The organism is Streptomyces yerevanensis (genome assembly GCF_000716805.1).
GTDB lineage: Bacteria > Actinomycetota > Actinomycetes > Streptomycetales > Streptomycetaceae > Streptomyces > Streptomyces flaveus.
Map to the genome: position 1 here is coordinate 194643 of NZ_JNWJ01000002.1, position 25811 is coordinate 220453.

Here is a 25811-nt window from a genome sequence, read left to right on the forward strand (position 1 = left end):
GGCAGCGGTCACTCCCACCGGATCCGCGGGTCGAGCGCGGCGTAGACGACGTCGGTCAGCAGCTGGACCAGTACGAAGACGGCCACGAGGAGCAGCAGGAGATCCTGGACGACGGGGTAGTCGCGGCGGTTCAGCGCCTGCTCGGCGAGCTGGCCAAGACCCGGCCAGGCGAAGATCGCCTCCACCAGGACGGCACCGCCCAGGAGTTGGCCGGTCTGCATGCCGAGCAGCGTGACGACGGGTGGCAGGGCGTTGGGTAGCGCGTGCCGCCACAGCAGCCTGCGCCGTGGCACGCCGGCCGCGGTGGCGGTGCGGATGTAGTCCTCGGCGAAGGCGCGCTCCAGGCTGTCCTTGAGGTAGCGGCCGAGCACGGCGGCGCTGGGCAGGGCGAGGCAGAGGGAGGGCAACAGCAGGTACTGCAGTTCCAGATCGGGTGCTTCCAGGAGGCCGATGCGGCCGCCGGACGGCAGGACGCGCAGCCCGACCGCGAAGACCAGCACCAGCAGTACGCCCGTGACGAAGGGCGGCACCGCGAGCGCCCCGGTGGTGAGGGCATGGACGGCCACTCGCACCGGGCGCCGCCGTGAGGTGGCGCCGAGCACGCCGAGCAGCAGGCCGAGGGTGACGGTGAAGAAGAGGGCGCCCAGGGTGAGTTCGGCGGTGGCGCCCAGCCCGTCGCCGATCAGGTCGGCGACCTGGCCGCCGATGGCGTACGACGGGCCGAGGTCGCCCCGGACCAGGTCGCCGATCCAGGCCGCGTACTGCGTCAACAGGGGCTCGTCGAGGCCGAGTTGACCGCGGATGGCGGCGACTGACTCCGGGGACGCGTCGGGTCCGGCGAGCACCTCGGCGGCGTCGCCCGGGACCAGGCGCAGGATGGCGAAGATCAGGAAGGAGGCGAGGAGGAGGACCAGCAGTGCGGAGGGGATCCGTTTGAGGAGGTAGCCGCGCATGGTCACACCAGGTGGGCGTCGTCGAGGTTCAGGTACGAGAACTTGGTGAGCGCCGGCCCGCGCAGCTTCTCGGCGGCGACCTGCACCGAGTCCTGGACGGCGAGGTCGATGATGAACGCCTCGTCGAGCAGCAGATCGGAGATCTTCTGGTAGCGGGCGTGTGCCTTCGCCCCGTCGGCGTCTTTCTGCCGCCAGGCGTCCTGGACCGCCTCGGTGTATTCCGCGGAGCGGAAGTGCGAGGTGTTCCTGGCCTCGTTGAAGGGGTACGCGCTCACGGCCAGGGTGGCGGGCTGCACCTGCGCGAAGCCGTGGCCGTTGACCCAGAGCGTCGGCATGGTGCCGGAGATCAGCTTCTTCTGGAACGAGGCCGGGTCGAAGGGCTGCAACTCGGTCTTGATGCCGATCTGTTGGAGGTCGTACTGCACGATCTCGGCGATGGCGGTGTGCAGCGGCGTGGTGGGGTGGCCGAGCGGGAGGGTGCGGCTCGCCGGTACCCCGGAGGACTTCAGCAGCTCTCGCGCCTTGCCGGGGTCGTGCGTGTAGTGGGTGCGGTTCGCCTCGCTGTAGGCGGGCGACGACTTGGGCCAGGGCGCGGCGGAGGCGAGGCCGTAGCCGCCGAGGGCCTGGTCGACGACCCGGTCCCGGTCCACCGCCCAGGCGATGGCCTGCCGGAACGTCTTGGAGTCGGCGGGCGCCTCGTCGAGGGTGGCCCCGACGTACACGGCGCCGTTGCCGGTGTCGTACTGCTTGATCGTGAAGCCGGAGCTGCTCTTGAGGGTGGCGAGGTGCTTGCCGGAGACGTGGTACGAGAGCTGTGCCTGCCCCGAGCGGAGCGCGGACAGCAGGGCGTCCGGCTGCGTGTAGACGCGGAGTTCGACGGCGTCCAGGTAGGGGCGGTCCGGTTTCCAGTACTTCTCGTTGCGGGCGAGGCTGAGGCCTGTCCCCGGCCGCCACCGCTTGAAGCGGAACGGGCCGGTGCCGTTGAGCTTCTTGCCCTTCACAGCGTCCCCGACGGAGTGCCGGTCCGTGATGATCATGAACTCGAAGAGGTCGAAGAGGTTGCTCACCGGGTGCGCCAGCTTCACCACCAGCTCGTGGTCGCCGCGCTTCTCGAAGCCGGTCACCGCCTTGGCGGTGGCCGCCAGCTGTGCCGAGCGCTCCGGCTTTCGAAGGTTCTCGACGGCGAAGACGACGTCGTCCGCGGTGAACTCCCGGCCGTCGTGGTACGTCACGTCGCCCCGCAGCTTGAGCGTGATGCTCTTGCCGTCGGGGGCGTACTCCCACGAAGTGGCCAGCTCAGGCTGCGGCTTGAGGTCGTCGTCGTAGCGGATGAGGGTGTTGTAGATCAGCCGGTTCTGCAGCGACTGGCCGGTCTGCGTGAACAGCAGCGCGGGCGTGAAGTCCTGGTTGATGGCGACGGTCAGCGTGCCGCCGCGCTTGGGACCCGCCGACCCCTCCTCCGCGTTCACGGCCGACCGGCAGCCGGCCAGCCCACCGCCCGTCCCGAGCAGCAGGGCGCCGGCACCCGCGGCGCGCAGGGCGGTGCGCCGGGTCAGCGGATCCAGGGGCAGGGCGGAGGACGAGGGCATGGTGGAAGACCTGTTCTTTTCGCTGCGGCAGGAATTAATGGCCCGTACGGAGGCGTGGCGGAGGAGCGCGCAATCAAGTGGTGCGGGCACGGGAGGGAAGGTCTCGGAGCGGGCCCTTGGAGCAAGCCGATGGCGGAAGCCCGGACGGCCCGCGCGGACCCGGAGGATCAGCGGCCAATCAGCGGCTGATCAGGGACGGATCAAGGACGGATCAGCGGCAGACAGCACAGATCGCGCTGGACTGCCGACAGAGGTCGACGTGCCAGCGGGAGACGAGGCGCAGATCCGGGTTCACGTGCAGCAGAATGACAGCGGCCGTCCGCAAGGGTCAACAGTCCTTGCCCCAGGGCGACTTGTCAGGCTGACGGGAGCATTGCTGCAGTATTGCCGAAAGTTTGCAGCGGGCTTTTGAACAGCGGGTTCAGGACGACTGTGGCGGCCGCCACGAGAAGCGCCGCCGGTCCAGCATGTGGGACCACGATCCGCTCCGGATCGTCGCAGACGTGCGACTGACCGACCGCGGCCGCCCGGATGTCGTCGAGGTATTCGGGTTGGAGAAGGCTGGACTGCTCGGTGACCACCACCAGGTCGGGGTTGAGCACGTCGAGAAGCAGCCCCGTCGCCCGGCCCACCGCACGCGCGCGCTCCCGCAACAGCGCGTCGGCACGTCGGTCGCCGGTCGCCGCCGCGTCCACGAGCAGTGCGGCGCTGGGCTCCGGCACGATGCCGCGCTCCACCGCGCGTCGGCCGAGAACGGTGTCGGAAACGGTCGCTTCCAGACAGCCGGTACGGCCGCACGGGCACCGCACCGTGCTCTCCGGCACCGGCAGATGCGCGACGTCCCCCGCACCCGACCGCGGCCCGCTGTGCACCACGCCGGCGATGGAGAGTGCCGCGTCCACCACGTTGCCCACGAACAGATGGACCAGGGAACGCCGCGCGGCGGGCCGGCCGAAGAGCAACTCGGACTGGGCCACGGCACGGGCATGGTTGTCGACCCGCACGGGCAGCCCGGTGCGCCGCCGCAGCTCGGCCCCCAAGGGGTGGTGGTGCCAGCCGAGCGCGTCATGCCGTACGACCGTGGCGGTGGCCGGGTCCACCCAGCCGCCGATCGCCGCACCGACCCCGAGGACCCTGCCGCCGTCCGGTGCGTGTTCGGCGAGGAACGCGGACAGTCCGCGGCCCACCCGGTCCGCGAGCTCGGTCGCAGGGATCCCGTCGTGCCGGAAGTCGTGCCGGACCAGGACCGTGCCGCGCAGGTCCGTCAGCCCGAAGGCCGAGCGCGGCACCCCGATGTGCACGCCCGCGACCAGTGGCCCACCGGTCTCACCGGTGTGCAGGTCCACCGGTATCTGCGGCCGGCCCACACCGCTCGCCGCGACCAGCTCCGGTACCTCGCGCACCAGGCCGAGGCGCGCCAGATCGGTGCACTGCCGGGAGACGGCCGCCGGGCTCAGCCCGGACAGCCTGGCGATGCCGCTGCGGGCCACCGGACCGTGGTCGAGAACGGCCCGCAATACGGACGCGGCGTTGGCCTCCCGGCGGCCGTCGCCGGAGGCGCGCGCAGCGGGGGGAGTGGCAGTCGGCATGACGGTCCTTCCGGACGAGGGGATGCCGGTTCTTCCCGGACGAAGGGATCTCGGTTCTTCCCGGACGACGGGTGAGCGGCTCCAACATGCCGTGTACGGAGGCGGTTTGGCGACCGGCAGTAGCAGGGACCACGGCGCGGGTGTCGGGCGTATTGCAAGGTCGTGAAGCGGGGCCCGGGAGCCTTGACCGACTTCCGGGCGCGCGCCCAAGCTCGTGACTGACGGCAGCACACCGCCCGACCCGGCCATCACGCCGTATCCCCATCGCACACCTCAGTGCCTTTGTGGGTCGAACCGGCTACCGGATGCCCTTTATCTGCGCGGATTTCCTTCCGCTCCGACAGCAACTAAAAGCCATCAACGGACACCACAGCCACCAACAGCCAATTCGGCGAAGGGACCTGCCATGACGTCCACCGCACACGTCACCAAGAACACCGCTCTCACCATAGAAAAGGTCGGCGGCCGCATCGGAGCCGTGATCTCCGGAGTCCGACTCGGCGGTGGCCTCGACGAGGCCACCGTGGCCGTGATCCGCGCCGCGGTCCTCGAGCACAAGGTCGTCTTCTTCCGCGACCAGCAGCACCTCGACGCCGACGAACACGAGGCGTTCGGCCGGCTGCTCGGCGAGCCCGTAGCCCATCCGACCGTGCCCTCCGTCGACGGCCGCTACGCCTTCGCCGTCGACAACGACCACGGCGGCCGCGCCAACCAGTGGCACAGCGATGTCACGTTCGTACCAGCGTTCCCGGCCTTCTCCATTCTGCGCGCCGAGGTCGTTCCTCCGTACGGCGGCAACACCCTGTGGGCCAACACGGCCGCCGCCTACGCAGGACTGCCCGAGCCGCTGCGGGTGCTGGCCGAGAGCCTGCGCGGCGTGCACACCAACGACTACGACTACGCGGCCGCACGGCCGGAGGCGCCGTCCGCGGAGCTGCTCCGGCACCGGAAGGTCTTCACCTCGACCAAGTTCGAGACCGAGCACCCGGTGGTGCGGGTGCACCCGGAGACCGGCGAGCGGGTCCTGCTGCTCGGCAACTTCCTGCAGAAGCTTGCCGGTCTGCGCAGCAGCGACTCGCGTGCCGTCGTGGGCGTCCTCCAGTCGCACGTCGAACGCCCGGAGAACACCGTTCGCTGGCAGTGGCGCACCGGTGACGTCGCCCTGTGGGACAACCGCGCCACCCAGCACTACGGAGTGGACGACTCCGACGACCACGAGCGCACCCTGCGCCGCGTCACCATCGACGGTGACGTCCCGGTCGGCGCGGACGGCCGCCGCTCGCTGCTGCTCTCCCCGGAGTCGGTTCCTGAGCCCGTCCACGGGATCGCCTCCGGCGCGTCCACCGGCGGAGCGCTCACCGAGGTCTGACTCCCTCGATCAAGCATCATCCACAGCCGCGTCGATAGCGGCTGTCGGCCACGCGGTGTAGCGTCGGTATCCAGTAGTCGTGGTTCCGAAGTCCCGTTCGCCCGTGATCACGATCATGGGCGTTCTTGCTGTTCAGCGCCTCTCCGGACCAGGGCAACCATCTCCCGGGCCTGCAGGGTGCGAGCCCGGGGTTCCTCGAAGGAGCAGGCTATGGCCAAGGGCACTGTGAAGTGGTTCAACAGCGAAAAGGGTTTCGGCTTCATCGAGCAGGAGGGCGGCGGACCCGACGTCTTCGCCCACTACTCCAACATTGCCGCTCAGGGCTTCCGGGAGCTGCAGGAGGGGCAGAAGGTCGAGTTTGACGTCGTGCAGGGCCAGAAGGGCCCGCAGGCGGAGAACATCCGCCCGGCGTGACCACAGCGCCCCGCCCGCCAGATCTTCGTATGGCCGTTTGCCCAGCAAGGTCACCCCAGGGGCGGGGCAGTCACGCCACCGCTCCAAGTGGCTCACGGTCGCCGAGGGCCGCGGAGAACTGGTCGACGACCTGCTCCAGCGCCTCCCTCGTCTTTGGCTCCACGACGATGCCGCTGTCGTCGTGGCGGACCTCGATGTGCTTGTCGAGGACGAACCAGCCCGGCGTGATGTGGGCGGGGCCCATGGACGCGAGGACCGGGCGCAGGGCGTAGTCGATCGCCAGAACATGGGCGGTGGTGCCGCCGGTCGCGAGCGGCAGCACGGTCTTGCCCGTCAGGGCGTACTGGGGCAGCAGGTCGAGCAGCGACTTGAGCAGTCCGGAGTACGCGGCCTTGTAGACCGGGGTGCCGATGACGACTCCGTCGGCCCGGGCGAAGAGCTCCGTGGCCGCGACGATCGCCGGGTGGCCGAAGTCGGCGTGCAGCAGGGCTTCGGGCGGGAGGGTGCGGACGTCCAGGGGGACCACCTCGTGCCCTTGGGCCGTCAGCCGGGCGTCGAGGTCGCGCAGGAGACGGGCGGTGCGGGAGGTGGGGGAGGGGCTGCCGGAGACGGAGAGGACGGTGGCCATGAGAGAGCTCCAAAGGAGGAAGGGGGCGTTACAGGGCCTTGCCAGGGTTGAGGATGCGGTGCGGGTCGAAGGCCGCCTTGATGCGTTGCTGCAGCGCGTGCTGCTCGGGGCCGAGTTCGTCGGCGAGCCAGCGCCGTTTGAGCGTGCCCACACCGTGCTCGCCGGTGAGGGTGCCGCCCAGGCGCAGCGCGGCGGTGAAGATGTCGCCCGCCGCCTGCCAGGCCGCATTCGGGATGTCCGGCGAGGCGGGGTCGAGGACGAGGATGGGGTGGAGGTTGCCGTCGGCGGCGTGGGCGAAGGTGAAGATCCGTACGTCGTGGCGTTCGGCGATGGCCGTGATCTCCCGTACGGCGGCGGCCAGTTGGGACCTGGGGACGGCGATGTCCTCGATCAGCACACGGCCCAGCCGCTCAAGCGAGGGCAGAGCGAGCCTGCGAGCTGCGAGCAGTCGTTCCGCCTCCATGGGGTCGGAGGTCGTCTCGAGCGACGCCGCACGGTCCCGCAGCAGCCGTACCGCCAGCTCCGCCTCCGCCTCGGCCGCCGCGGACCGCCCGTCGCACTGCAGGAGCAGCAACGCACCACCGCGCGAACGCAGGTCCGTGCCCTGCGCCTCGTCCACGGCTCCGAGCACTGGGCCGTCCAGCAGCTCGGCCATGGAGGGCTCAAGCCGGGCGGCGGTGAGTGCCGACACCGCCTCGGCGCCCTCGGCGAAGGTGTCGAAGTAGGCGGCAACGGTGGCGGTCGCCTCCGGCACCGGACGCAGTCGTACCGTCGCGGCGGTGATCACACCCAGAGTGCCCTCCGAACCGGTGAGCAGGGCCGTCAGGTCATAGCCGGTGACCCCTTTGACGGTGCGCCGGCCGGTCCGTATCGGCGTCCCGTCGGCGAGCACCGCGTCGAGACCCAGCACCGCGTCCCGGGTCACCCCGTACTTGGCGCAACGCAGCCCGCCCGCGTTGGTCGCGATGTTCCCGCCCACCGTGGAGATCGCCGCGCTGGCCGGATCGGGTGCGTACCGCAGCCCGAACTCGCCTGCCGCGCGGTCCAGTTCGGCGGTGATGACGCCGGGTTCGACGACGGCGATCTGGTCGTGCGGGTCGAGGTCGAGGATGCGGTTCATCCGTGACAGGTCGAGCACGACGGTGCCCGCTCCGGCGTTCGCCCCACCGGAGAGTCCGGTCCCGGCCCCGCGCGGTACCACCGGCACCCGCAGGGCGTGCGCGTGCCGCAGAGTCGTCCGTACGTGGTCGGCGTTCGCCGCGTGCACGACGGCGAGCGGCACGCCGTCCGGGTGGCTGCCGGAGCGGTCGGTCGCGTACGGGGCGGCCTGGGCACCGGTGCTCAGCGCGGCGGCAGGCAGGTCGCGGCGCAGGGCCGTCAACAGCAACAGGGCTTCGTCCGTTCCGAGTTGGAGGGTCATAGGTCCGCCCTTCCGGCCTCGTCGAGTGCCCGTCCCCCGATGGCGAGCAGCGCGATGTCCTCCTGCGGGGCGTGCACCGGGGCGCACTGGACGTCGCGGAAGTGGCGTTCGAGGGGGTTGTCGCGACTCAGGCCCGGATTGCCCAGCAGCCGTACGGCGAGCCCGACCGCCTCGGTGGCGTTCCGGTCGGCCAGGACCCGGGCACCCAGGGCCTGTTCGGGGGCGTACGTGTCGTCGGCCGCGTCCACCCGCTCGGCGCCGCCGAACACCAACTGTTCGGCCGCGTCCAGCCGCAGGGCGATCTCTCCCGCCGTCCGCCGGAAGCGTTCCGTACGGGCCACGGGGTGGCCGAGGTTGGCCGGCACCCGCTCGTGGGCGAACCGGTGGAAGTACCGCTGGGCCGCGCGGGCCACGCCCAAGTAGAGGGCGGCGAGCGGGAGATGGAGAGCGGCGCCCGCGCGGTTGTCCTGCTCCGCGCCGACGCCGTGTGCGGCGATGTCGACCACGTTCCCGGCCGGGATCTCGACCTCGTGCAGGGCGATGTCGTGGCTGCCGCTGGCGCGCAGCCCCAGATGGTCCCAGCGGTGGGTGATCTCGATGCCGGGGGTGGTGCCGGGGACGGCGAAGGTGCCGACCCGCGGCGTGGGTTCGTCCGTGGTGGCCCACACCAGCAGCCAGTCGAGCCCCTCCACACCGGTCGCGAAACGCTTGCGGCCGGACAGGGACCAGCCCGTGGCCGTGCGCCGGGCCACCGTCGCGGGCAGCCCGCCGCGTGCGGGGGAGCCCAGCTCGGGCTCCACCCGCACGTGGTTGAGCAGCACCGGGCGCCCAGCCGCTTCGGCCAGCACCTGCCCGTACAGCTCCTCCGGCCAGTGCGGCCGTACGGCCTGGCGGTGGTGGATGGTGAGGCTCATCGCCGCGATGAGCGCCACCGAAGGGTCGCCCTCGCCCAGCGCGTGCAGGATCCGTGCGGTGCCCGCGACCCCGAGCCCGGGACCGCCGTACCGTTCGCCGACCGTGGCGGTGAGCAGCCCGGCCTCGTGCGCGGCGCGGATCCCGTCGGCCGGGAAGACGCCCGTGCGGTCGTACTCGGCGGCGGTGGCCGCGAGCCGTCCGGTGACGTGGGCGAGGGTGGTGAGATCCGGTGCGCGGAGCAGGAGACCGGTCGTCATGAGGGGAGTGCCTTCCGCAGCGGGGAGTTGAGGCGGTCGGTCCAGAACGCGGAGACCTTCAGCGGCTGCTTCAGGGCGCCGAGATCCCGGAACGCGTCGGCCACCTTCTGCTGGGAGGCGGTGGCCTGGGCGCTCGTCACCCGCACCTCGGTCTTCCGCTGCGCCTCGCCCTCCTCCAACTCCTCCAGCGCCTCGTCCACCGGCTGATGGGTCGCCGCGGCGACGACCTTCGCGTACTCCTTCTCGCGCCCGTCGCGGACGTACGCGTACGCCTTGTCGATACGGGTGAGCAGATCCGCGAGCGCCTTGCGGCGGGCCGGGCTCTGGAGGGTGTCGTCGGAGGCCGTCCACAGGAAGTTCCCGGAGAGGATGTTCTTGGCGGAGCCGATGGTGCGGGCTCCTTGCTGGTGGGCGGCGATGACGGCGTTGCCGTAGCCGGCGAAGGCGTCGACGGAGCCCCCGTTGAGTGCGGCGAGGCCCTTGTCCGGTTCCAGCGGGGCGGCGGAGATGTCGTCCCAGCCGAGCCCCGCCTGCTTCAGCAGCTCGTAGAGGAAGTAGTGGGCGGTGGTGTTCTTGACGTAGCCGACCTTCTTGCCCTTGAGCTGGGCGATCGAGGTGATCCCCGAGTCCTTGGGGGCCACGACCTCCTGGTTGAGGGTGGTGCCGCGCTGTACGGCGACGACCTTGAAGTTGGGCCTGCCGTCGGCGGCGGCGAAGACCGGCGGGATCTCGCTGGAGTTCGCCACGTCCAGCGCCCCGGCCCGCACCGCCTCCAACTGCTTGTCGCCGCCCTGGAAGAGGCTCCACTGCACCTTGTAGGGGGTGTCGTCCAGGTGGGCGAACTTCAGCAGGGCCTCCTCCCGCTGCCAGCCCGTCGCGCCGACCCGCAGGGTGACTGAGCCGTCCCCGCCGTTGTCCTCGGCGCCCGCCGAGCCGCCGCAGCCGGTGAGCGCACTCGCCAGGAGCACGGCGGCAAGGGCGAGCGCGCGCCCCGTCCGGCTCACGCGGCCGCTCCCGAGGCGGCGCGGTGTGCCAGCTCCTGGCGGACCAGGGGCAGCACGTGACGGCCGTAGTCGATCGCGTCGTTGAGCGGGTCGTAGCCACGGATGGAGAGCAGTTCGCAGCCGATGTCGACGTAGTCGAGCAGCGCCTTGGCGACCGTATCCGGCGAGCCGACCAGCGCGGTCGAGGCGCCGGCGGCGTTGGTGGCGGTGGCCGGCGCGGTCCACAGGCAGCGGTCGTGCACCTCGCCGCGTTCGGCGACGGCCAGCAGGCGCTGCGAGCCGACGTTGGCCGGGGCGCCCTGGCCGAGCGCCGGGTAGTGGCGCTGCTTGGCGCGCTCGGCGTGGTTGGCCTTGACCGTGCCCAGGATGCGGTGCGCCTTCTCCCAGGCCAGCTCGTCGGTGGGGGCGATGATCGGGCGGAAGGACACCCAGATACGGGGGTGGGGACGACCGGCGGCGTCCGCGTGCGCGTTCACGGCCGCGATCTGCTCGGCGGTCTCCTTGAGCGGTTCGCCCCACAGCCCGAAGATGTCGCCCAACTGCCCGCCCACCCGGTAGGCGTCCTCCGAGGAACCGCCCACGGAGATCGGGATGGTGTCCTGGTAGGGGGTGACGTCGGAGCGGAAGCCCTCGAAGCGGTAGTACGGGCCCTCGTGGGAGACCGGTCCGTCGGCCGACCACACCTTGCGCAGGATCCGGATGTATTCGTCCGAGCGCGCGTACCGCTCGCTCTTGCTCAGATAGTCACCCTCGCGGCGCTGCTCCTCGTCACTGCCGCCGGAGATGATGTGCACCGCCAGTCGGCCCTCGCTGATCCGGTCCAGGGTGGCCAGGGCGCGGGCGGCGTGGGTCGGGAAGATCACCCCCGGGCGGTGTGCCAGGACCGGCTTGATGCGTTCGGTGTGGTTGGCGACGAACTGCGCCAGCTGCAGTGCGTCGGGAGAGGCCGAGTGGTAGGTGACGAGGGTGTAGTCGAAGCCGCCGTCGTCGAGGGCGCGGGCGTAGCGGCGGGCGTAGTCGACGTCGATGCCGGAGCCCGCGGTGGGGTCGCCCTCGGTGGCGGGATTGGGGTGGACGGCGCTGATGAACTCGACGGGCATGGCGGGGTCACTCCTTGACGAGGCTGGTGTCGACGTGGTCGGCGACGGTCGGATTCGGGGTGAGCACACCGATGCCGTGCATGGTGTCGCCGACCTTCTGCACGGCCCGGGTCACCTGTGAATTCACCGGCAGCAGCTCGCTGTTGGCCTGGCTGACCAGCGTCTTGGCCACCTCGGGAGAAGCACCGTTGTTCTGCTGGATGGCCTTGGCGTAGTCGTCCGGGTGCTTCCGCGACCAGGCCAGTGCTTTGTCCAGGCGGCGCAGGTAGTCCGCGACGGCGGCCTTCTTGCCCTTGTCGGCGAGTGCCTTCTCGGAGGCGCCGATGAACCCGTAGCCGCTCACGCGCCCGTCGGCACCGTTGACGAGGAGTCGGCCGCCCTGCTGCTCGGCGACCGCCTTGTAGACGCCGAACGTGGCCCAGGCCTCGATCTTCCCGGAGGTGAACGCGGCCTGGGCGTCGGTCGGCAGCAGGTACTGCACCTTGACGTCGGAGTAGCTCAGCCCCGCCTGCTCCAGCACATGCGCGAGCAGGTACTCGGCGATGGAGCCCTTGGCCGAGGAGACCACGACCTTCTTGCCCTTGAGATCCTTGACGCTCTTCACCGACGAGCCCTCGCGGACCACGATCCCGGTGTGCGTGCCGTCGTTGTGCAGCGCGCCCACCGCCTTGACGGGCACGGAGCCGGACAGGGCCTGGAGTGTGGGCAGATCGGCGGCGTACGAGGTGTCGGCTGCCCCCGCCTGCACGGCCTGGAAGAGTGGCGCGGCGCCCTCGAACTCGGCCCACTTCACGTCGTACGACGTCCCCTCGAGCGCGCCGGAGGCGTTCAACAGGGTCTGCAGGTTCTTGGCCTGGTCGCCGATGGTGAGGGTCACGCCCGACGAGCTCCCGTCGGACGCGGCTTCACTGTTGCCGCCGCAGGCGGTGGTGGCGAGCAGGGCGGCGAGGGAGAGGGCGGCGCCGAGGGTGCGTACCGTGCGGGTGGTCATGCGGTTCATGGGATTCCTGTGGTTCATGCCGTGGCCGTGGTCGTGGCGGCGGCCGTGGTTGTCGTCGTGGGCTCGTCGAGTTGTGCCGAGGCATCGTGGACGCCGAGCCGGTGCAGCAGCTCGCCGCGCAGCCGTACGAAGTCGGGGGAGCCGAGGTTGCGCGGGCGCTCCAGGCCGACTTCGGCCTCGTGCGCGATCCGCCCGTCGTCCATCACCAGGACCCGGTCGGCGAGCAGCAGCGCCTCCTCCACGTCGTGCGTGACCAGCAGCACCGAGCAGCCGTGCCGCTGCCAGAGGTCGGCGACCAGCCGCTGGGCCTTGCCGCGGGTGAGGGCGTCGAGTGCGCCGAACGGCTCGTCGAGCAGCAGCAGTTCGGGCTCGCGTACCAGTGCGCGGGCCAGTGAGACGCGCTGGGCCTGGCCGCCGGAGAGCGTCTTGGGCCAGCTGCTCGCGTACTCCTCGATGCCGACCTCGGCGAGATAGCGCTCGGCGAGCGCCCGGTCGGAGGAGGCAGACAGGCCGAGCACTACGTTGCGCCAGACCCGCAGCCAGGGCATGAGCCGCGGCGACTGGAAGGCCACGGAACGGCGCTCGGGTACGGTCACCTCGCCCTCGGTCTCGCTGTCCAGACCGGCGAGGATCTTCAGCAGGGTCGACTTGCCGCAGCCGCTGTGTCCCAGCAGGGCGACGAACTCGCCCTGGCGGATGGTGAGATCGAGTCCGTCGATGACGGTCTTGTCGTCGAAGGCCCGGGTCAGCCCGCGGACCTCGACATGGGTGCTCACACTCGTGCTCATGGCCGTCACGCTCCCTCTCCGTCGAACGAGGCCCGCCAGGCCAGCAGCCGACGTGACAGCAGCCGTACGGCGAAGTCGCACAGCAGCCCCAGGACCGCGTAGACGGCGAGGCACAGGACGATGACGTCGGTCTGGAAGTACTGCTGGGCGTTGCTCATGAGGTAGCCGATGCCGGCGTCGGCGTTGACCTGCTCGGCGAAGACCAGGGCCAGCCAGGCGGTGGACAGCGCGTAGCGCAGCCCCACCAGCGCGCCGGGCAGTGCGGACGGAAGGATCACGTACCGGATCAGACCGAGGCGGCCGAGCCCCACCATCCGCCCGGCCTCGATGAGCTGGGCGTCGGCGGAGCGGATGCCGCCGTAGATGTTGAAGTACAGGGGGTACGTGACGCCGAGTGCGACCAGCGCGATCTTCGGGGTCTCGTCGATGCCGAACCAGACGATGAACAGCGGGATCAGCCCGACCCAGGGGATGGCCCGGAACATGCCCATCGACGCGTCGATCACGTCCTCGCCCAGCCGGAAAAGCCCGGCGGTGAGCGACAGGGCGAGCGCGACCGTCGCGCCGATGAGGAACCCGATGGCCGCCCGGCGACCGGACGCGGCGATGGCCTGCGGCAGTTCACCGGTGCCGGTGAGGTCTATGGCGCGCTGGAGGACATCGACGGGCGAGGCCAGTACGGACTCGGGCAGCACCCCGGTGCTGCTGGCCAGGAACCAGACCAGCAGCAGACCGACGGGGCCGGCGGCGCGTCGCACACCACGCGGTACACGAAGGGTGCGGGGCTTGCGCGGGGCTGCGGGGCGGTCGATCTTCGTGAGGGACGGGGCCGGTGTGTCCGTATGCGGTGATGGTGCGTGTGTCGGTGGGGAGGTTCCGGATACAGCGGTGTTCGGGGCAGGCATGGCTCGGCCTCTCGTGGGGACGGGGGAGGGCGGTTCAGTACGGTCGTTCGCCCAGCACGGCAGGGCGGTCCGGGGCGGCGGACCAGGCGGACCACGAACCGGGGTACAGCGCGGCGGGGATTCCGGCGTGGGCGAGCGCCGCGATCTGGTGGGCGGCCGTGACGCCGGAACCGCAGTAGACCCCGACCTCGATCGCGTCATCGGCGCCCAGTGCGGTGAACCGCACGGCGAGCTCCTCCGCGTCGCGGAAGGTGCCGTCGGGGGTGAGGTTGTCGCCGGTCGGGGCGGACAGGGCGCCGGGGATGTGCCCGGCACGGGGATCGACCGGCTCGCTCTCACCGCGGTAGCGCTCGGCAGCGCGGGCGTCCAACAACACGCCCTCTCGGGCGACTTCGGCCGCCGCGTCGGCGTCCAGCACCGGCAGCCGCCCCGGGCGGAGCACGATGTCGCCCGGCGCGGGTGTGTCGGGCTCTCCGGTCTCCGTCGGCAGCCGGGCCGCGCGCCAGGCGCCCAGTGCCCCGTCGAGCAGAGTCACCTGCTCGGCTCCGGCCCAGCGCAGCAGCCACCAGGCGCGGGCGGCGGCGGTGTTGCCGTTGTCGTCGTACACGACCACCGGGCGGTCCGCGGTGACACCCCAACGACGCGCGGCCGCCTGGAGTTCGGCAGGGTCGGGAAGGGGATGGCGGCCGTCTTCGGGCGTCGGCGGCGCGGCGAGTTCGGTGTCCAGATCCACGTATACGGCGCCGGGGATGTGTTCCTTGAGGTAGTGCTCGCGGCCGTGCGGGTCGCCGAGCTGCCACCGCACGTCGAGGACGAGCGGTGCCGGATCGGCGGCGTCGCCGATGCGCAGCCGGGAGTACAGCTCAGCCACGCTCGTCAGGACGGGGGCGGTCATGCGAGGTCCTCCCGGGTGGCGATGGGTGCGAGGGCGTGTCGCCCTCGGTCGGGGGAGAGCCGCAGCCGCTCCAGGAACAGCACGACGGTCGCGGCGGCCGTGCGGTGGGTGAGGTCGTTGAGCGCGTCGTGCCGGGTCCCCGCCAGGCTGACCAGTTCCACGCCGGGCAGCGCCCCATAAGCGAGGCGGGCATCCGCGAGCGGGCTGACCGTGTCGTCGGCGCCGTGCAGGGCGAGTACGGGGACGGAGACGTCGGCAGGGGCGGGCAGTTCGGGTGTGGGCGTGTCGGCCAGGGCGCCGCGGCGGAGTTCGGCGTCAGAGGTGAGCCTGCCCCGGTGGGTGGGGCAGGCGGTGCGCTGGTCCAGCTCGTCCTCCCAGTCGCTCGCCGTCGCGGTGGCGTGCGGTGTGGCGGGCAGTCCGGCAAGCACCAGGGCGTCCAGGCCCGGTGTGCCGTGGGCGGCGAGCTGAGCGGCGTACAGCGCTCCGGTGTCGGCGCCGACCAGCACCCGAGGGCCGGGCAGTGTCTCGTCGCGCAGCAGCTTGGCGGCCTCGTCCAGGACCGCGTCCGGATCGAGGGCCGCGTCGCCCAGTGCCCGGACGCGATAGCCGTCGGCGGCGATGCGGCGGCCGAACCGCTCGTACACGCCGCCGTGTTCACCGCGGCCGGGGAGCAGGACGAGAGTGCCGCGCGGGGCGATTCCTGATGGTTCGTCCCAGGCATGGACGGACTGAGGGGAGCTCATGGTGACTGACTCGATTCGTCGTGGGCTCGGGTATGGCTGACGGGCGGAGGAACCCGTGGGGCGGCGCGCAGGCCGTCGGGCGGGGAGTGCGAGTCGTGAGCCGCGAGCCGCGCACACGGCGCAGACCCGCTCGACGCCGAAGGCGTGCGGGATCAGCTCAAGGACGGGTTCGGCTCAAAGGAGATGCGCGCGTGTGGAGATACGCGCGTGCGCGGATTCAGCGACAGCGCATGGTGACGGCGCGGCCGAAGTCGACCTCACGTCGCTGTGTCAGCCGGGTGCCCGCGCCACAGCACACGCCCGACCCGGTGGCCGGCGGCCGGGGGCCGGTGCTCTGGGGGCGCGACCCGTGGGCCGACACGTTGGCTGTACGCAGCATGTGCTCAGCATGCCGGAGTCAGGAGCCGTGCGTCCAACGACGATTCGCCATCAAAACCGATCAGGATCCTTAATCAATGGGTGCTAGCGTGCGCCCATGCGACCGGTTCTGGACATCGTGGCGTTGCGCAGCCTGATCGCCGTCGCCGACTACGGCGGCTTCCACCGGGCCGCCGGCGCGCTCGCGCTCAGCCAGTCCGCGGTCAGCCAGCATGTGCGGAAGCTGGAGAAGTCGTTGGGCAGCCCTGTCGTCGAACGCGACGGCCGCAGAACCCGGTTCACCGCGCACGGCACCCAACTGCTGGAAGAGGCCCGCCTGATCGTCGGCGCGCACGACGCGGCGGTGCGCAGGCTCCTGGGCGAGGGCGGCGAGCAGGCCGCCATCATCGTCATCGGCGCCACCGAGCACGGCGCCGACCAGATCCTCCCGGTGCTCACCGACGCCGTACGGGAGGTGCGGCCGGGTGCCGAGGTGCGGGTGCGGATCGACCGTTCGGCGCGGCTGACGGAGGCGGTCGACCGCGGCGAGGTCGACCTCGCCGTCTACGTCACCGAGGCGACGGCCACGGCGGGCACGCCCGTGGGCGGACTTCCCCTGCGCTGGTACGCGGCCCCCGGCTGGCAGCCGCCGGCCGCCCCGGCCCCGCTGCCGCTGGTCGCCATCAACGAGCCGTGTGTCATCCGCCGCCGTGCCCTCACCGCGCTGGCCGCCCACCACACTCCGGCCACCGTGGTCGCCGAAGCCGGGTACCTCGCGGGCGTTCTGGACGCCGCCCGCGCCGGACTCGGCGCGGCGCTTCTCGCCGTACCCGGCAGCCAGCATCCAGAGGGGCTGACCCCGGTCGAGAGCCTGCCCGCCCTTCACCCGGTCCGGCTCAGTGCGCGCCCCCGGCGTGGCGCCGACCCTTCCGTGACCGGTGCCGCCGTCGAGGCAGTCCGGGCGCTGCTCGCCGCCTGCGAAACCGACTGGGCGGCCTGACGCTTCGGAGGGGCCGGAGACCTCGGCTGCCGTCACACGCCGCACTTTCACTCCAGGCGCGGCGTCACGCCGGCACCTCGGTGACCGTGGGGAGCGTGAGGACGCCGTTGCCGAAGTCCACGACCGTACGGGTTCCGTCGGCCCAGCGGACGGTGACGGTCAGGCCGCTCACCTCGGCGGTGGCCTGACCGGCGAGCGGGGCCGGGTCGCCTTCGCCGGTGAGGGAGGCGAGCGAGGCGAACACTGTGTCGGCCGGGATCTCGCCGACGGTTCCGGTGAGTTCGGGGACGAGGGCCCAGGGCCCGTATGCCGTGCCCTGCGGGGCGCGGACGGTGCGCTGAGTCTGCCAGCCGTGCAGGCCGAGCAGTTGGCTGGTCACCTCCGGTCCGTCGAGACGGATTTCCGCGCGCGGTTCGGCTTCGGCGGCGGCCTCCGGCGAAAGGGCGACGGCCCACCCGCTGTGGTGGATCGGCGTCCCGGCCGGTACGCCGACGGTGCGGTGGACACGCAGTTCGAGCCTGCCGCGCGCCAGCGTCAGGCTCTCGATCCGGGCCGAGGGCAGGACGGGGCCGTCCTCGGGGAAGACCGGGCGGTGCCACGAGGCGAGCCAATCAGGCCCGGCAGACAGGGGGTTGATGCGGATACGGGCGCTGCGGGTGCCCCGGACTGTCAGGGCGATGTGGTTGTCGGGGGTGTTGGCGGCGCTGGTCGGGCCGGTACGGGTGGAGTACGCGAGGCGGGCGTACAGCGGGTTGCCGGGGGCCCGCTCCGGCTCCCGCGAGTCGAGCTTGTAGCTGCCGTGGTTGTGCAGGCGCGCGAGACCGTCCCGGCCTGTGGTCTGGATGAGCAGTCCGGGGGCAGGCAACGCGAGTACACGGTCATGGCCTTCGGAGGGCGCGCTCTCCTCGGCGGCCGTCCACACCGGGTCCTCGGACGGGAGGAGCAGGGCGAGAAAGCCTTTGGAGGCCCAGTACGGGGAGCCAGGCCCCGAGTAGCGCTGGAGCGTCGCCTCGTGCGGCCCGTACCAGCCGAGGCTGAGGATGCCGTCCGCGGTGAGCGCGCCGCGGTCGAGGAAGTGGCGCAGCGCCCCGCTGAGGATGCGGCGGGTCACGCCGGGGGCGAGCGGGGTTACGCCGGTGACGGAGCCGAGGGCCACGGCGGCGACGGCGGCGAACCGGTAGGTCAGGGAGCGCCCGTGGTGGATGGGGGCGCCGTTCGCGTCGAAGAGCAGGGCGAAGCCGTCGAGGAACTCCCGCAGCCGCGGGCTGAGTTGGCCGAGCAGCGCCTGGTCCCCGGCGAGGTGGGCGTGGAGCAGCGGGTACATGTGCAGGGCCCAGCCGTTGTAGTGGTCGAAGGACCGGCCGTCGCCGTCGGAGTACCAGCCCTGTCCCCGGTACCAGCCGTCCAGCAGGCCGAGCCCGCGCTCGATCGCGCCGCGCGTCTCGGCGTCGCCCCGTCCGGCGGACTCCAGGAAGCCCGCGACGGTCAGTGGGAAGAGGTACCAGTTGTTGGGGGCAGGCGTGTGCCTCAGCGCGCCGCGCAGCCACTGCTCGACGCGGTCCTGGTCGTCGGCGGGCAGCGTGTCCCAGGTCCACGGCGCGGTCAGCCGCAGGGCCAGCGCCACGGAGGCGGACTCCACCATGGGCTGGCCCTGGATGTTGTGGTGGCCGATCTCCGGCCAGGACTCGGCGTCGTCGCGGCCGGGGGTGCGGGTGCCGCGCGCGAGGCCGGCCGTGTAGCGCTCCAGGAAGCTGTGCGGGTCCTTGCCGGACGCTCCGGCCGTACGGAACGCCGCCAGCAGGAACGTACGGGCGAACCCCTCCAGACCGTCCGAGCGCACCCCGGACTTGGAGGGCGGGCCGGGCAGGTCGATCAGGGCCTGGCCGGGGGTGGCGTAGCGGAGGGCGGCTGTGAGCAGTCGGTCGGCGGCGGTTTCCCAGTGGACGCGGGTGTAGCCGGTGTGCGGGCTGAGGGTGCGGTCTTCTGCGGGGAGTTCGAGGGGGTGGTCGGACATGGGAGGGGCCACGTCTCCTGTTCGTTCCGGCTGGTTCGGCGTAGGCGAGTCGGTGGAGTTCAGGCGAGGCGGGCCAGATGTTCGGGCCGTACGGGATGGGCGAAGGGGCGGCCGAGGGCGTACGACTCGACCTCGGCCAGCGCCAGATCGGCGAGGCGGCGGAGTTCGCCGCCCTTCGAACCGGCGATGTGCGGGGTGACGAGGACATTGGGGCAGTCGAACAGCGGTGAGTCGGCGGGCAGCACCTCCGGCTCGGTGACGTCCAGGATCGCGTGCAGCCGCCCGGACACCACCTCGTCGGTGAGCGCGGCCTGGTCGACGACGGCGCCGCGCGCGGTGTTGATCAGCGTGCCGCCCGTGCGCAGCCGCGCCAGCAGGTCGCGGCCGATCAGGCCGCGGGTCTCGGGCAGCAGCGGCGTGTGCACGCTGACGACGTCACTCTGCTCGAACAGGTCCGGAAGTGGGACCGGGTGCGCGCCGAGAGCGCGTGCCTCGCTGGGTGTGACGTAGGGGTCGTGGAGCAGCACCGTCAGGTCGTGCGGACGCAGCAGGTCGATGACGCGGCGTCCGATGATCGAGGCGCTCAGGATGCCCACGGTCTTACGGTAGTTGCCCGCGTCGGGATGACGCTCGTTCCAGTCGAGGCGGCGGCGCTCGGCGCGGTAGACGCGGGCGGTCTCGAGGACCCGCTTGTTGGCGAGAAGGATCATGGCGAGGGTGTACTCGGCGACCGGCACGGCGTTGGCCGCGGCGGCGGAGGACACCGCGAGGCCGCGCTCCCAGCACGCGGGGGTGATGTGGTGGCGCACGGTGCCGGCGGTGTGCACGACCGCGCGCAGCCGGGGCGCGGCGTCCAGGGCCGCCGCGTCGATGGGTGGGCAGCCCCAGCCGGTGATGAGCAGTTCGGCATCGGCGAGCGCACGGTGCGCGGTGGGGGTGGTGAGATCGTCCAGGACGAGGTGCGGGTCGATGTCGGTGAGGGCGGCGAGCCGGGCCCGTACGCCGACGTCGAGGACCTGCTCCGCGGTCTTCTTCGCCATGGCCAGCACGGCGCGCGGGCGGGGCCGGTGGTCGAGGTCGGTCAATTCATGCTCCGTACGGGGCAACTGGCGCTCCATGCTGGTCACTTGACGCTTCCTGCGGTCAAACCGGACTTCCAGTAACGCTGCAGAGTGATGAACGCGACGATCAACGGGACGACGGCGAGCAGCGAGCCGATGACGACGAGCGGGTAGTACTCGGGGGAGACGGTGGCAGAGCTGTTCCAGGTGTACAGCCCGAGGCTGAGCGGATACAGGTGCTGGTCGGAGAGCATCACCATGGGCAGGAAGAAGTTGTTCCAGATGGCGGTGAGCTGGAAGAGGAAGACGGTGACGAATCCGGGGCCGAGCATGCGCAGGCTGACGCGCACGTAGGTCTGCAGTTCACCCGCGCCGTCGACCCGCGACGCCTCCAGTACCTCGTTGGGCACGTAGCCGTTGCTGAGGATGCGGGCGAGGTAGACCCCGAAAGGGTTGAACAGGACGGGGATGAAGACCGCCCAGAAGGTGTTGACCAGGCCGATGCCGGAGGCCACCAGGTAGAGCGGGAGGGCCAGCACGGTCTGCGGGACCATGACTCCGGTGAGGACGAGGCCGAACAGCTTCTCCTTGTGCCGGAACTCGTACTTGTCGAAGGCGTATCCGGCGGAGACGCTGATGAGGGAGCCGACCAGGGCGCCGACGACGGCGTACAGCAGGCTGTTGAGGTACCACTCGCGGTAGAGCCCGCCGTCCATGGCGAACAGGTCGGAGAGGTTGCTGACGAAGGAGAAGTCGCTCAGGGAAAGGATGTCGCTGCCGAAGAGGGCGTCGGCGTTCTTGGTGGAGGCGAGCAGCAGCCAGACCGTGGGCAGCATGGTGTAGAGGGCCGCGATCAGGACCACTGCGTTCGCGACGCCCCGGCTGGTCAGCTTCGAGGTGCCGAAAGGTCTGCTGAGCGGCTTGCCCGCGGGCTCCTGTGGGGTCGCGCGGGGCGTGGTGGGGGTCATGGTGGTCATCGCGCGCTCCGTTCCCTGCGGCCGGCCCAGCGCGTCACGGCGTACGACAGGGCACAGGTGACGACGAGGAGGATCACGGAGGCCGCGGAGGCCAGTCCGTAGTTGTTGCGGCGGAAGGCCGCGTCGAAGATGTACATGTTCGGTGTGAAGCGGGAGTTGACCATCGGTGTGGCCTGGTTCATCAGCATGGGTTCGGTGAACAGCTGGAGCGCCCCGATCAGCGAGAACATGCACACCATCACCACCGAGCCCCTGATGATCGGCACCTTGACCATGAGCGCGGTGCGCATGCCGCCCGCTCCGTCGATGCGCGCCGCCTCGATCACCTCGCGCGGCAGGGCCTGGAGTGCGGCGTAGAAGATCACCATGTTGTAGCCGAGGCCGCTCCAGAGGGCGATGTTGACGATCGACGGGAGCACGGTGTTCAGCCCCAGGAAGTCGATGGTGATGTCGGCCTGGGCGAAGAGCTTGATGACCGGGCTGAGCCCCGGGGTGTAGAGGTACAGCCAGATGACGGCCGCGATGAGGCCGGGCACGGCGTGCGGCAGGTAGAGCAGCATCTGCGCGGTACGTCGCAGCCGCACCAGGCCCGAGTCGAGCAGCAGGGCGAGCGCGAGCGCTCCGACGACCACGGCGGGGACGAAGATCACGCAGTAGAGCAGGATGGCGCCGAACCCGGAGAGGAAGCTCGGGTCGCTCAGCACGGCGAGATAGCTGCGCAGTCCGGTGAAGACGGTCTCCCCGCCCCCGAAGCCGAGGCCGTCGTGGTCCTCGGAGAAGAAGCTGAGGCCGATGGCGTAGCCGACGGGTACGAGGAACACGGCGACGAGCAGGGCCGTGAAGGGGGCCAGCAGGGCGAACGCGGCGAGCTTCTGCTGCCGTTGTCCCGCTTTGCGGAGTGGTTTCGCGGGCGCGGCGGCGGAGGACGCCGTCGCTCTTGTCGAGGAAGTCACTGTGCTCACGGTGGACACGGCTCCAAGGACGTGAGGTGCGGCTGGGGTTCGGGGGTGCGCCGTCCCGGGGTGCGGCGGACGGGCGGGGGAGCGTCAGCGCTCGGTGACCGACAGGCCGAGGCTCTTCAGATCGGGCATCGTCTTGCGTTGCGCTTCGCGGAGGGCGTCCAGGATGCTGCCGCTGCCGGCACCGGCCCGCGCGAGTCCGTCGTCACCGGAGCTGATCGTCGACACCATGCGCGGCCCCCACTTCCATCGGGGGTTGATCAGCTTGGCTTCCTTCTCGAAGAGGGAAAAGATGTCCTGGCCCGAGTAGTAGCTGGTGTCCATCTCCTTGCGGGCGACCGGAACCAGCTCGGGCACGGTCGGATACGCGCTGCTGATGCCGCTGGAGAGCTTGGCCTTCAGCGCGTCGGGGCTGGTGACCATCCAGGAGATGAACTCCAGCGCCTCCTTGGGATGGTTGCTGTCCTTGGTGACCATGAAAGTCGAGCCGCCCTGTGTGCCCAGGGACGGCTTCTTCAGGTCCCACTGGGGGAAGGGCGCGATGGCCCATTTGCCCTTGCCGCCCGGCGTGGAGGCCATCATCGAGCCCGCCGCCCAGGCGCCGGCCAGCCAGCCGGCCGTCTCACCGCTTTGCAGGTGCGCCCGCCACTGCTGGCTGGACGTGGGCTCGACACGCACCAGGTCGTCGTCGAGGAGGCGCTGCCAGTACGTGGCGACCTTGCGGGTGGGTGCGTCGTCCATGGAGACGCGCCAGGTCTCCCCGGAGGTGTCGTACCACTGGCCGCCGGCCTGCCAGGCCAGTCCGGCCATGGCGAGGGTGCCGCCGGTGGTGAAGAGACTGGCGATACGGGAACTGGGGTCGGCCTTCTTCAGCTTGCGGGCCGAACTCTCGAACTCCGCCCAGGTCTTGGGGACGGGAATGCCGTGCTTGGTGAACAGGTCCTTGCGGTACAGGAAGACCATGGGCTCGATGTCGACCGGCAGGGCGTAGGTGCGTCCCTCGAAGGTGGTGAGGTCCATCGCCTGCGGCATGATCTTGCGGCGCACCGAGTCGGGCAGCATCTTGGTGATGTCCCGCGGCACGCCGTCGATGGCGTAGCTGGGCAGCTGGGGGTACTCGATGGTGGCGACGTCGGGGGCGTTGCCCGCCCTTGCGGCGTTGCTGAGCTTGGCCCAGCCTCCCTGGTCGCCCGAGGGCACCTGCTCGAAGTCGACCTTGATCTTGGTGTGGGTGCGGTTGTACTCGTCCACGACCTCCTGGCTGCCGCGGAGGGCGGACCAGAAGGTGATGTGCACCGGCCCGCTGCCGGCAGTGTCACTGCTGTCTCCGGCGGAGCAGCCCGCCAGCAGCATGGCGAAGATCGTGAGCAGCGCCGCCCCAGCCCTGCCGGTCCATCGCATGAGCCCTCCCGCGTCCTTGCATGGATTACGGGCATCTTGAGCGGCAGACGAAAAAGGCGTCAATAGATCGAACAGAAGAAACTAAAACGGCCAAACGAACAATCGTCAGTCGGCCAGTGGACGGACCTGGCCGGGATCAGGCCGCCGACGGAGCCGTGGACTCCCTGATCACAAGACCCGGCAGCAGTTCCAGATGACGGGTGGCACCCGGGCGCAGCCCCTCGCGCGCCATGTCGAGCCGACGCAGCAGCAGATCGACACCGACCCGGCCGAGTTCCGTCTTGGGCGGGGCGACGGCCGTCAGGGGGACCGGTCCCATGTCGGCGACCACGTCGTTGTAGGCCACCACCGAACACTGCCCGGGCACGTCGATCCCCGCGGCCTGCAGCCGCTGCACCAGCACCAGCGCGTCCATGTCGCTGTGGATCAGTACCGCCGTCGCGCCGCTCTGCCCCACCACCTCGACCAGGTCCGCCGCCCGCGGGTCGGCGGCGCGCGGGTCGGGGCCGGCGGTGCGCGAGCTGAGGATCGTGCGGCACCCTTCGGCGAGCCCCAGGGCAGCGGTCTGCTGGGCGAACTCGGCGCGGATGACCCGTGCGGTGGGACTGTCGTCGCGCGCCGCCAGCACGATCCGCCGGTGCCCGAGACCGACCAGGTGCCCGAGCGCCAGGTGCACGCCGTACGCATGGTCCGAGCGCACGCAGTCCAGCGGGTAGATCGCGCTGGTCCGTGCGGGGCGCCGCTCCACCAGCACCGTGGGGACGTCCAGGTCGGAGAGCCACGAGTGGTCGGCGTCGGCCTCCGCCTGCGTACGCCAGTGCGGCGAGAGCAGCAGTCCGCGCGCGCCGGCGTCCAGCGCCTGGCGCACGGCCTCGCGCTCCGCCCCTGCGTCGTCGGCGATGTGCAGGGCGAGCCGCAGTCCGGCCTTCTCCGCGGCCTCCCGCGCGGCCTGCACGGCCTCGGTGAGGTAGGTGTTGCGCTCGGGAACGATCATGGCGACCGCGTCGCCTCCGGCGGTACTTTCCTCGGGCACCGGCCGCAGCGAACGCGCCACCCCATGCCCACGCCGCACTTCCCCGCGCCGAGCCAACTCCTCGACGTCCCGGCGCACCGTGACGACGGAGACGCCGAGCTCGTCGGCGAGATCGGTGATGCGCGCGACGCCCCGGTTCCGCACCACCTCCGCGATCCGGGTCTGCCGCTTCTGCGCCGACTCCCGCATGTCCCCACCGCTTTCGTCCGCGTCGGCCGCGCCGCCAGGGCGTGACCGTGCGGCGGCTTGCGCGATCGGATTCGCGCGATGCGCCCATAGTAGCGATCAATCGATCAAACGGGTGAGACGGTCCGAGTGCACAATCCCGACCATGCCGGGAAAACCCAGTTGCTCCCTCCGAACACCGCTGACAGGGTCTCGGCCATGCCTGCCTTCTCCGCGTACGACGGAACCCAGCTCGCCTACCACGTGCTCGGCGACGGCCCGCCGGTGATCTGCCTGCCCGGAGGGATGCAGGACTCGGTGTATCTCGGCGACCTCGGTGGACTGCCCGCGCACCGGCAGTTGATCAGGCTGGACCTGAGGGGCACCGGCGACTCGGCGACACCGCAGGACACCGCCTCCTATCGCTGCGACCGGCTGGTCGACGACGTGGAGGCCCTGCGCGAGCACCTCGGCCTGGACCGGATGGACCTGCTCGCGCATTCCGGCGGCGCGAATCTGGCGGCGCAGTATGTGACCCGCCATCCGGAACGGGTCGGCAAACTCACGTTGATCACGCCGAGCGTCATGGCCGTCGGCCTTACGATCACCGGTGACACCCGGCTCGAGATCGCACGGCTGCGTCAGGACGAGCCGTGGTTCGCGCCGGCGTTCGCGGCCCTGGAGGCGATCGTGGCGGGCCGGGCCACCGGCGACAGCTGGCAGGCCATCGCGCCGTTCTCGTACGGCCGTTGGGGCGAGGCGGCGCAGGCCCACCAGGCCGCGGAGGCCAGGCAGCGGAACATGGAGGCCGCGAGCGCCTTCGCCGCCGACGGCGCGTTCGACCCGGACGCCACCCGTACGGCGCTCGCACGGTTCGGGCCGCCGGTACTGCTGCTCGCCGGGGAAGTCGATCTGGCGGCCCCTCCTCCCGTGATGGCTGAGTTCACCGGGCTGTTCCCGAACGCCAAGCTCGTCGTCCAGCCCGGAGCCGGACACTTCCCGTGGCTCGACGACGCCGACCGGTTCGCGGCGACCACCGCGGCGTTCCTTTCCGACTGACCCGTCCGCCCCTGGTCGCCGCCGGCTGCGGACTGACCACTGTCACCGCCCGTTCGGGGCCCGGCCGCACCCCCCGGGGCGTACGCATCCTGCCGGTCCGCGGCGGCCCCCAGGAACAGCGGCGCCTGCTGCCGGCGCGGCTCCCGCACCCGCCGACCGAGCCGGTCGCCCGCGTCGCGGACGCCCTCCGCGCCGCGGCCGTCGACACCCAGTAGG

The 25811-nt window shown here is 71.2% G+C and carries 24 protein-coding genes and 1 pseudogene; 5 read left to right on the forward strand and 20 right to left on the reverse strand.

Annotated elements, in window-relative coordinates; all coding sequences use genetic code 11:
* Positions 1-8: 8 nt before the first annotated feature.
* The 4 genes from OP79_RS02810 to OP79_RS02820 all read right to left on the reverse strand — a co-directional run bounded on the left by OP79_RS02810 (position 9) and on the right by OP79_RS02820 (position 4131).
* Positions 9-953, reverse strand: a complete 945-nt coding sequence (locus OP79_RS02810; protein WP_033318258.1) for an ABC transporter permease — start codon at positions 951-953, stop codon at positions 9-11.
* Between the two features lie 2 nt (positions 954-955).
* On the reverse strand, positions 956-2542 hold the full coding sequence (locus tag OP79_RS02815) for an ABC transporter substrate-binding protein (protein WP_033318259.1): 1587 nt from the start codon (positions 2540-2542) through the stop codon (positions 956-958).
* Between the two features lie 211 nt (positions 2543-2753).
* Positions 2754-2837, reverse strand: a complete 84-nt coding sequence (locus OP79_RS58435; RefSeq protein WP_352368867.1) for a putative leader peptide — start codon at positions 2835-2837, stop codon at positions 2754-2756.
* A 61-nt stretch (positions 2838-2898) separates the two neighbouring features.
* Positions 2899-4131 (reverse strand): ROK family transcriptional regulator, encoded by a 1233-nt coding sequence (locus OP79_RS02820; protein ID WP_033318260.1) that lies wholly within the window; start codon positions 4129-4131, stop codon positions 2899-2901.
* A 406-nt stretch (positions 4132-4537) separates the two neighbouring features.
* On the opposite strand from OP79_RS02820, the gene OP79_RS02825 reads away from it, so the two are divergent.
* Both OP79_RS02825 and OP79_RS02830 read left to right on the forward strand, forming a co-directional pair.
* A complete protein-coding gene (locus OP79_RS02825) occupies positions 4538-5500 on the forward strand; it encodes a TauD/TfdA dioxygenase family protein (RefSeq protein ID WP_033318261.1) in 963 nt (320 codons plus the stop codon).
* Between the two features lie 210 nt (positions 5501-5710).
* Positions 5711-5914, forward strand: a complete 204-nt coding sequence (locus tag OP79_RS02830; RefSeq protein WP_033318262.1) for a cold-shock protein — start codon at positions 5711-5713, stop codon at positions 5912-5914.
* 70 nt (positions 5915-5984) lie between these two features.
* On the opposite strand, the gene ssuE is transcribed toward OP79_RS02830, so the two are convergent.
* From ssuE to OP79_RS02880, 10 genes are read right to left on the reverse strand one after another with little or no spacing between them, the layout of a single operon-like run.
* Positions 5985-6542 carry an NADPH-dependent FMN reductase gene (gene ssuE, locus OP79_RS02835; RefSeq protein ID WP_033318263.1) on the reverse strand — a complete coding sequence of 186 codons (558 nt, stop codon included), beginning with the start codon at positions 6540-6542 and terminating at the stop codon, positions 5985-5987.
* A 28-nt stretch (positions 6543-6570) separates the two neighbouring features.
* Positions 6571-7962, reverse strand: a complete 1392-nt coding sequence (locus OP79_RS02840; protein WP_033318264.1) for an FAD-binding oxidoreductase — start codon at positions 7960-7962, stop codon at positions 6571-6573.
* Complete coding sequence (locus tag OP79_RS02845) at positions 7959-9134, reverse strand: acyl-CoA dehydrogenase family protein (protein WP_033318265.1); 1176 nt, start codon at positions 9132-9134, stop codon at positions 7959-7961. Before OP79_RS02845 ends, OP79_RS02840 begins: the two co-directional genes overlap by 4 nt.
* Complete coding sequence (locus OP79_RS02850; protein ID WP_033318266.1) at positions 9131-10138, reverse strand: ABC transporter substrate-binding protein; 1008 nt, start codon at positions 10136-10138, stop codon at positions 9131-9133. The genes OP79_RS02845 and OP79_RS02850 overlap by 4 nt, the downstream gene beginning before the upstream one ends.
* Positions 10135-11238, reverse strand: a complete 1104-nt coding sequence (locus tag OP79_RS02855) for an LLM class flavin-dependent oxidoreductase (RefSeq protein WP_033318267.1) — start codon at positions 11236-11238, stop codon at positions 10135-10137. The genes OP79_RS02850 and OP79_RS02855 overlap by 4 nt, the downstream gene beginning before the upstream one ends.
* 7 nt (positions 11239-11245) lie before the next feature.
* Complete coding sequence (locus OP79_RS02860; protein WP_033318417.1) at positions 11246-12229, reverse strand: ABC transporter substrate-binding protein; 984 nt, start codon at positions 12227-12229, stop codon at positions 11246-11248.
* Positions 12230-12252: 23 nt separating this feature from the next.
* The gene (locus tag OP79_RS02865) at positions 12253-13026 is read right to left on the reverse strand and encodes an ABC transporter ATP-binding protein (RefSeq protein WP_051744383.1); all 774 of its coding nucleotides are present in this window, start codon (positions 13024-13026) and stop codon (positions 12253-12255) included.
* A gap of 5 nt (positions 13027-13031) precedes the next feature.
* Positions 13032-13931 (reverse strand): ABC transporter permease, encoded by a 900-nt coding sequence (locus OP79_RS02870; protein WP_033318268.1) that lies wholly within the window; start codon positions 13929-13931, stop codon positions 13032-13034.
* Positions 13932-13965: 34 nt separating this feature from the next.
* Positions 13966-14826 carry a sulfurtransferase gene (locus OP79_RS02875; protein WP_051744363.1) on the reverse strand — a complete coding sequence of 287 codons (861 nt, stop codon included), beginning with the start codon at positions 14824-14826 and terminating at the stop codon, positions 13966-13968.
* Positions 14823-15569 carry an alpha/beta hydrolase gene (locus tag OP79_RS02880; protein ID WP_033318269.1) on the reverse strand — a complete coding sequence of 249 codons (747 nt, stop codon included), beginning with the start codon at positions 15567-15569 and terminating at the stop codon, positions 14823-14825. Before OP79_RS02880 ends, OP79_RS02875 begins: the two co-directional genes overlap by 4 nt.
* A 475-nt stretch (positions 15570-16044) precedes the next feature.
* On the opposite strand from OP79_RS02880, the gene OP79_RS02885 reads away from it, so the two are divergent.
* Positions 16045-16926, forward strand: coding sequence for a LysR family transcriptional regulator (locus OP79_RS02885; protein WP_033318270.1), 882 nt, complete (start codon positions 16045-16047; stop codon positions 16924-16926).
* 64 nt (positions 16927-16990) lie between these two features.
* On the opposite strand, the gene OP79_RS02890 is transcribed toward OP79_RS02885, so the two are convergent.
* The 6 genes from OP79_RS02890 to OP79_RS02915 form a co-directional block, all read right to left on the reverse strand.
* Positions 16991-18940, reverse strand: a complete 1950-nt coding sequence (locus OP79_RS02890) for a DUF2264 domain-containing protein (RefSeq protein WP_033318271.1) — start codon at positions 18938-18940, stop codon at positions 16991-16993.
* Between the two features lie 59 nt (positions 18941-18999).
* Entirely contained in the window at positions 19000-20058 is a 1059-nt protein-coding gene (locus OP79_RS02895) for a hydroxyacid dehydrogenase (RefSeq protein WP_106972283.1), read from the reverse strand.
* 5 nt (positions 20059-20063) lie between these two features.
* A complete protein-coding gene (locus OP79_RS02900; protein ID WP_033318272.1) occupies positions 20064-20978 on the reverse strand; it encodes a carbohydrate ABC transporter permease in 915 nt (304 codons plus the stop codon).
* On the reverse strand, positions 20975-21949 hold the full coding sequence (locus tag OP79_RS02905; protein WP_033318273.1) for a carbohydrate ABC transporter permease: 975 nt from the start codon (positions 21947-21949) through the stop codon (positions 20975-20977). Before OP79_RS02905 ends, OP79_RS02900 begins: the two co-directional genes overlap by 4 nt.
* Positions 21950-22024: 75 nt before the next feature.
* Positions 22025-23338 (reverse strand): ABC transporter substrate-binding protein, encoded by a 1314-nt coding sequence (locus OP79_RS02910; protein WP_033318274.1) that lies wholly within the window; start codon positions 23336-23338, stop codon positions 22025-22027.
* A gap of 136 nt (positions 23339-23474) precedes the next feature.
* Positions 23475-24560 (reverse strand): LacI family DNA-binding transcriptional regulator, encoded by a 1086-nt coding sequence (locus tag OP79_RS02915; protein ID WP_033318275.1) that lies wholly within the window; start codon positions 24558-24560, stop codon positions 23475-23477.
* Between the two features lie 195 nt (positions 24561-24755).
* Between OP79_RS02915 and OP79_RS02920 the strand changes: the two genes are divergently transcribed.
* Positions 24756-25595 carry an alpha/beta fold hydrolase gene (locus OP79_RS02920; protein ID WP_033318421.1) on the forward strand — a complete coding sequence of 280 codons (840 nt, stop codon included), beginning with the start codon at positions 24756-24758 and terminating at the stop codon, positions 25593-25595.
* Positions 25592-25810: pseudogene (locus OP79_RS53635) on the forward strand (LysR family transcriptional regulator); the annotation flags it as partial. The gene OP79_RS02920 and the pseudogene OP79_RS53635, both read left to right, overlap by 4 nt.
* Position 25811 lies beyond the last annotated feature (1 nt).

What these genes read in the sequence shown, in the direction of transcription:
- OP79_RS02810 (WP_033318258.1), bottom strand. Translation starts at nt 953, where the DNA reads ATGCGCGGCTACCTCCTCAAACGGATCCCCTCCGCACTGCTGGTCCTC.
- OP79_RS02815 (WP_033318259.1), bottom strand. Translation starts at nt 2,542, where the DNA reads ATGCCCTCGTCCTCCGCCCTGCCCCTGGATCCGCTGACCCGGCGCACC.
- OP79_RS02820 (WP_033318260.1), bottom strand. Translation starts at nt 4,131, where the DNA reads ATGCCGACTGCCACTCCCCCCGCTGCGCGCGCCTCCGGCGACGGCCGC.
- OP79_RS02825 (WP_033318261.1), top strand. Translation starts at nt 4,538, where the DNA reads ATGACGTCCACCGCACACGTCACCAAGAACACCGCTCTCACCATAGAA.
- OP79_RS02830 (WP_033318262.1), top strand. Translation starts at nt 5,711, where the DNA reads ATGGCCAAGGGCACTGTGAAGTGGTTCAACAGCGAAAAGGGTTTCGGC.
- ssuE (WP_033318263.1), bottom strand. Translation starts at nt 6,542, where the DNA reads ATGGCCACCGTCCTCTCCGTCTCCGGCAGCCCCTCCCCCACCTCCCGC.
- OP79_RS02840 (WP_033318264.1), bottom strand. Translation starts at nt 7,962, where the DNA reads ATGACCCTCCAACTCGGAACGGACGAAGCCCTGTTGCTGTTGACGGCC.
- OP79_RS02845 (WP_033318265.1), bottom strand. Translation starts at nt 9,134, where the DNA reads ATGACGACCGGTCTCCTGCTCCGCGCACCGGATCTCACCACCCTCGCC.
- OP79_RS02855 (WP_033318267.1), bottom strand. Translation starts at nt 11,238, where the DNA reads ATGCCCGTCGAGTTCATCAGCGCCGTCCACCCCAATCCCGCCACCGAG.
- OP79_RS02860 (WP_033318417.1), bottom strand. Translation starts at nt 12,229, where the DNA reads ATGACCACCCGCACGGTACGCACCCTCGGCGCCGCCCTCTCCCTCGCC.
- OP79_RS02865 (WP_051744383.1), bottom strand. Translation starts at nt 13,026, where the DNA reads ATGAGCACGAGTGTGAGCACCCATGTCGAGGTCCGCGGGCTGACCCGG.
- OP79_RS02870 (WP_033318268.1), bottom strand. Translation starts at nt 13,931, where the DNA reads ATGCCTGCCCCGAACACCGCTGTATCCGGAACCTCCCCACCGACACAC.
- OP79_RS02875 (WP_051744363.1), bottom strand. Translation starts at nt 14,826, where the DNA reads ATGACCGCCCCCGTCCTGACGAGCGTGGCTGAGCTGTACTCCCGGCTG.
- OP79_RS02880 (WP_033318269.1), bottom strand. Translation starts at nt 15,569, where the DNA reads ATGAGCTCCCCTCAGTCCGTCCATGCCTGGGACGAACCATCAGGAATC.
- OP79_RS02885 (WP_033318270.1), top strand. Translation starts at nt 16,045, where the DNA reads ATGCGACCGGTTCTGGACATCGTGGCGTTGCGCAGCCTGATCGCCGTC.
- OP79_RS02890 (WP_033318271.1), bottom strand. Translation starts at nt 18,940, where the DNA reads ATGTCCGACCACCCCCTCGAACTCCCCGCAGAAGACCGCACCCTCAGC.
- OP79_RS02895 (WP_106972283.1), bottom strand. Translation starts at nt 20,058, where the DNA reads ATGGAGCGCCAGTTGCCCCGTACGGAGCATGAATTGACCGACCTCGAC.
- OP79_RS02900 (WP_033318272.1), bottom strand. Translation starts at nt 20,978, where the DNA reads ATGACCACCATGACCCCCACCACGCCCCGCGCGACCCCACAGGAGCCC.
- OP79_RS02910 (WP_033318274.1), bottom strand. Translation starts at nt 23,338, where the DNA reads ATGCGATGGACCGGCAGGGCTGGGGCGGCGCTGCTCACGATCTTCGCC.
- OP79_RS02915 (WP_033318275.1), bottom strand. Translation starts at nt 24,560, where the DNA reads ATGCGGGAGTCGGCGCAGAAGCGGCAGACCCGGATCGCGGAGGTGGTG.
- OP79_RS02920 (WP_033318421.1), top strand. Translation starts at nt 24,756, where the DNA reads ATGCCTGCCTTCTCCGCGTACGACGGAACCCAGCTCGCCTACCACGTG.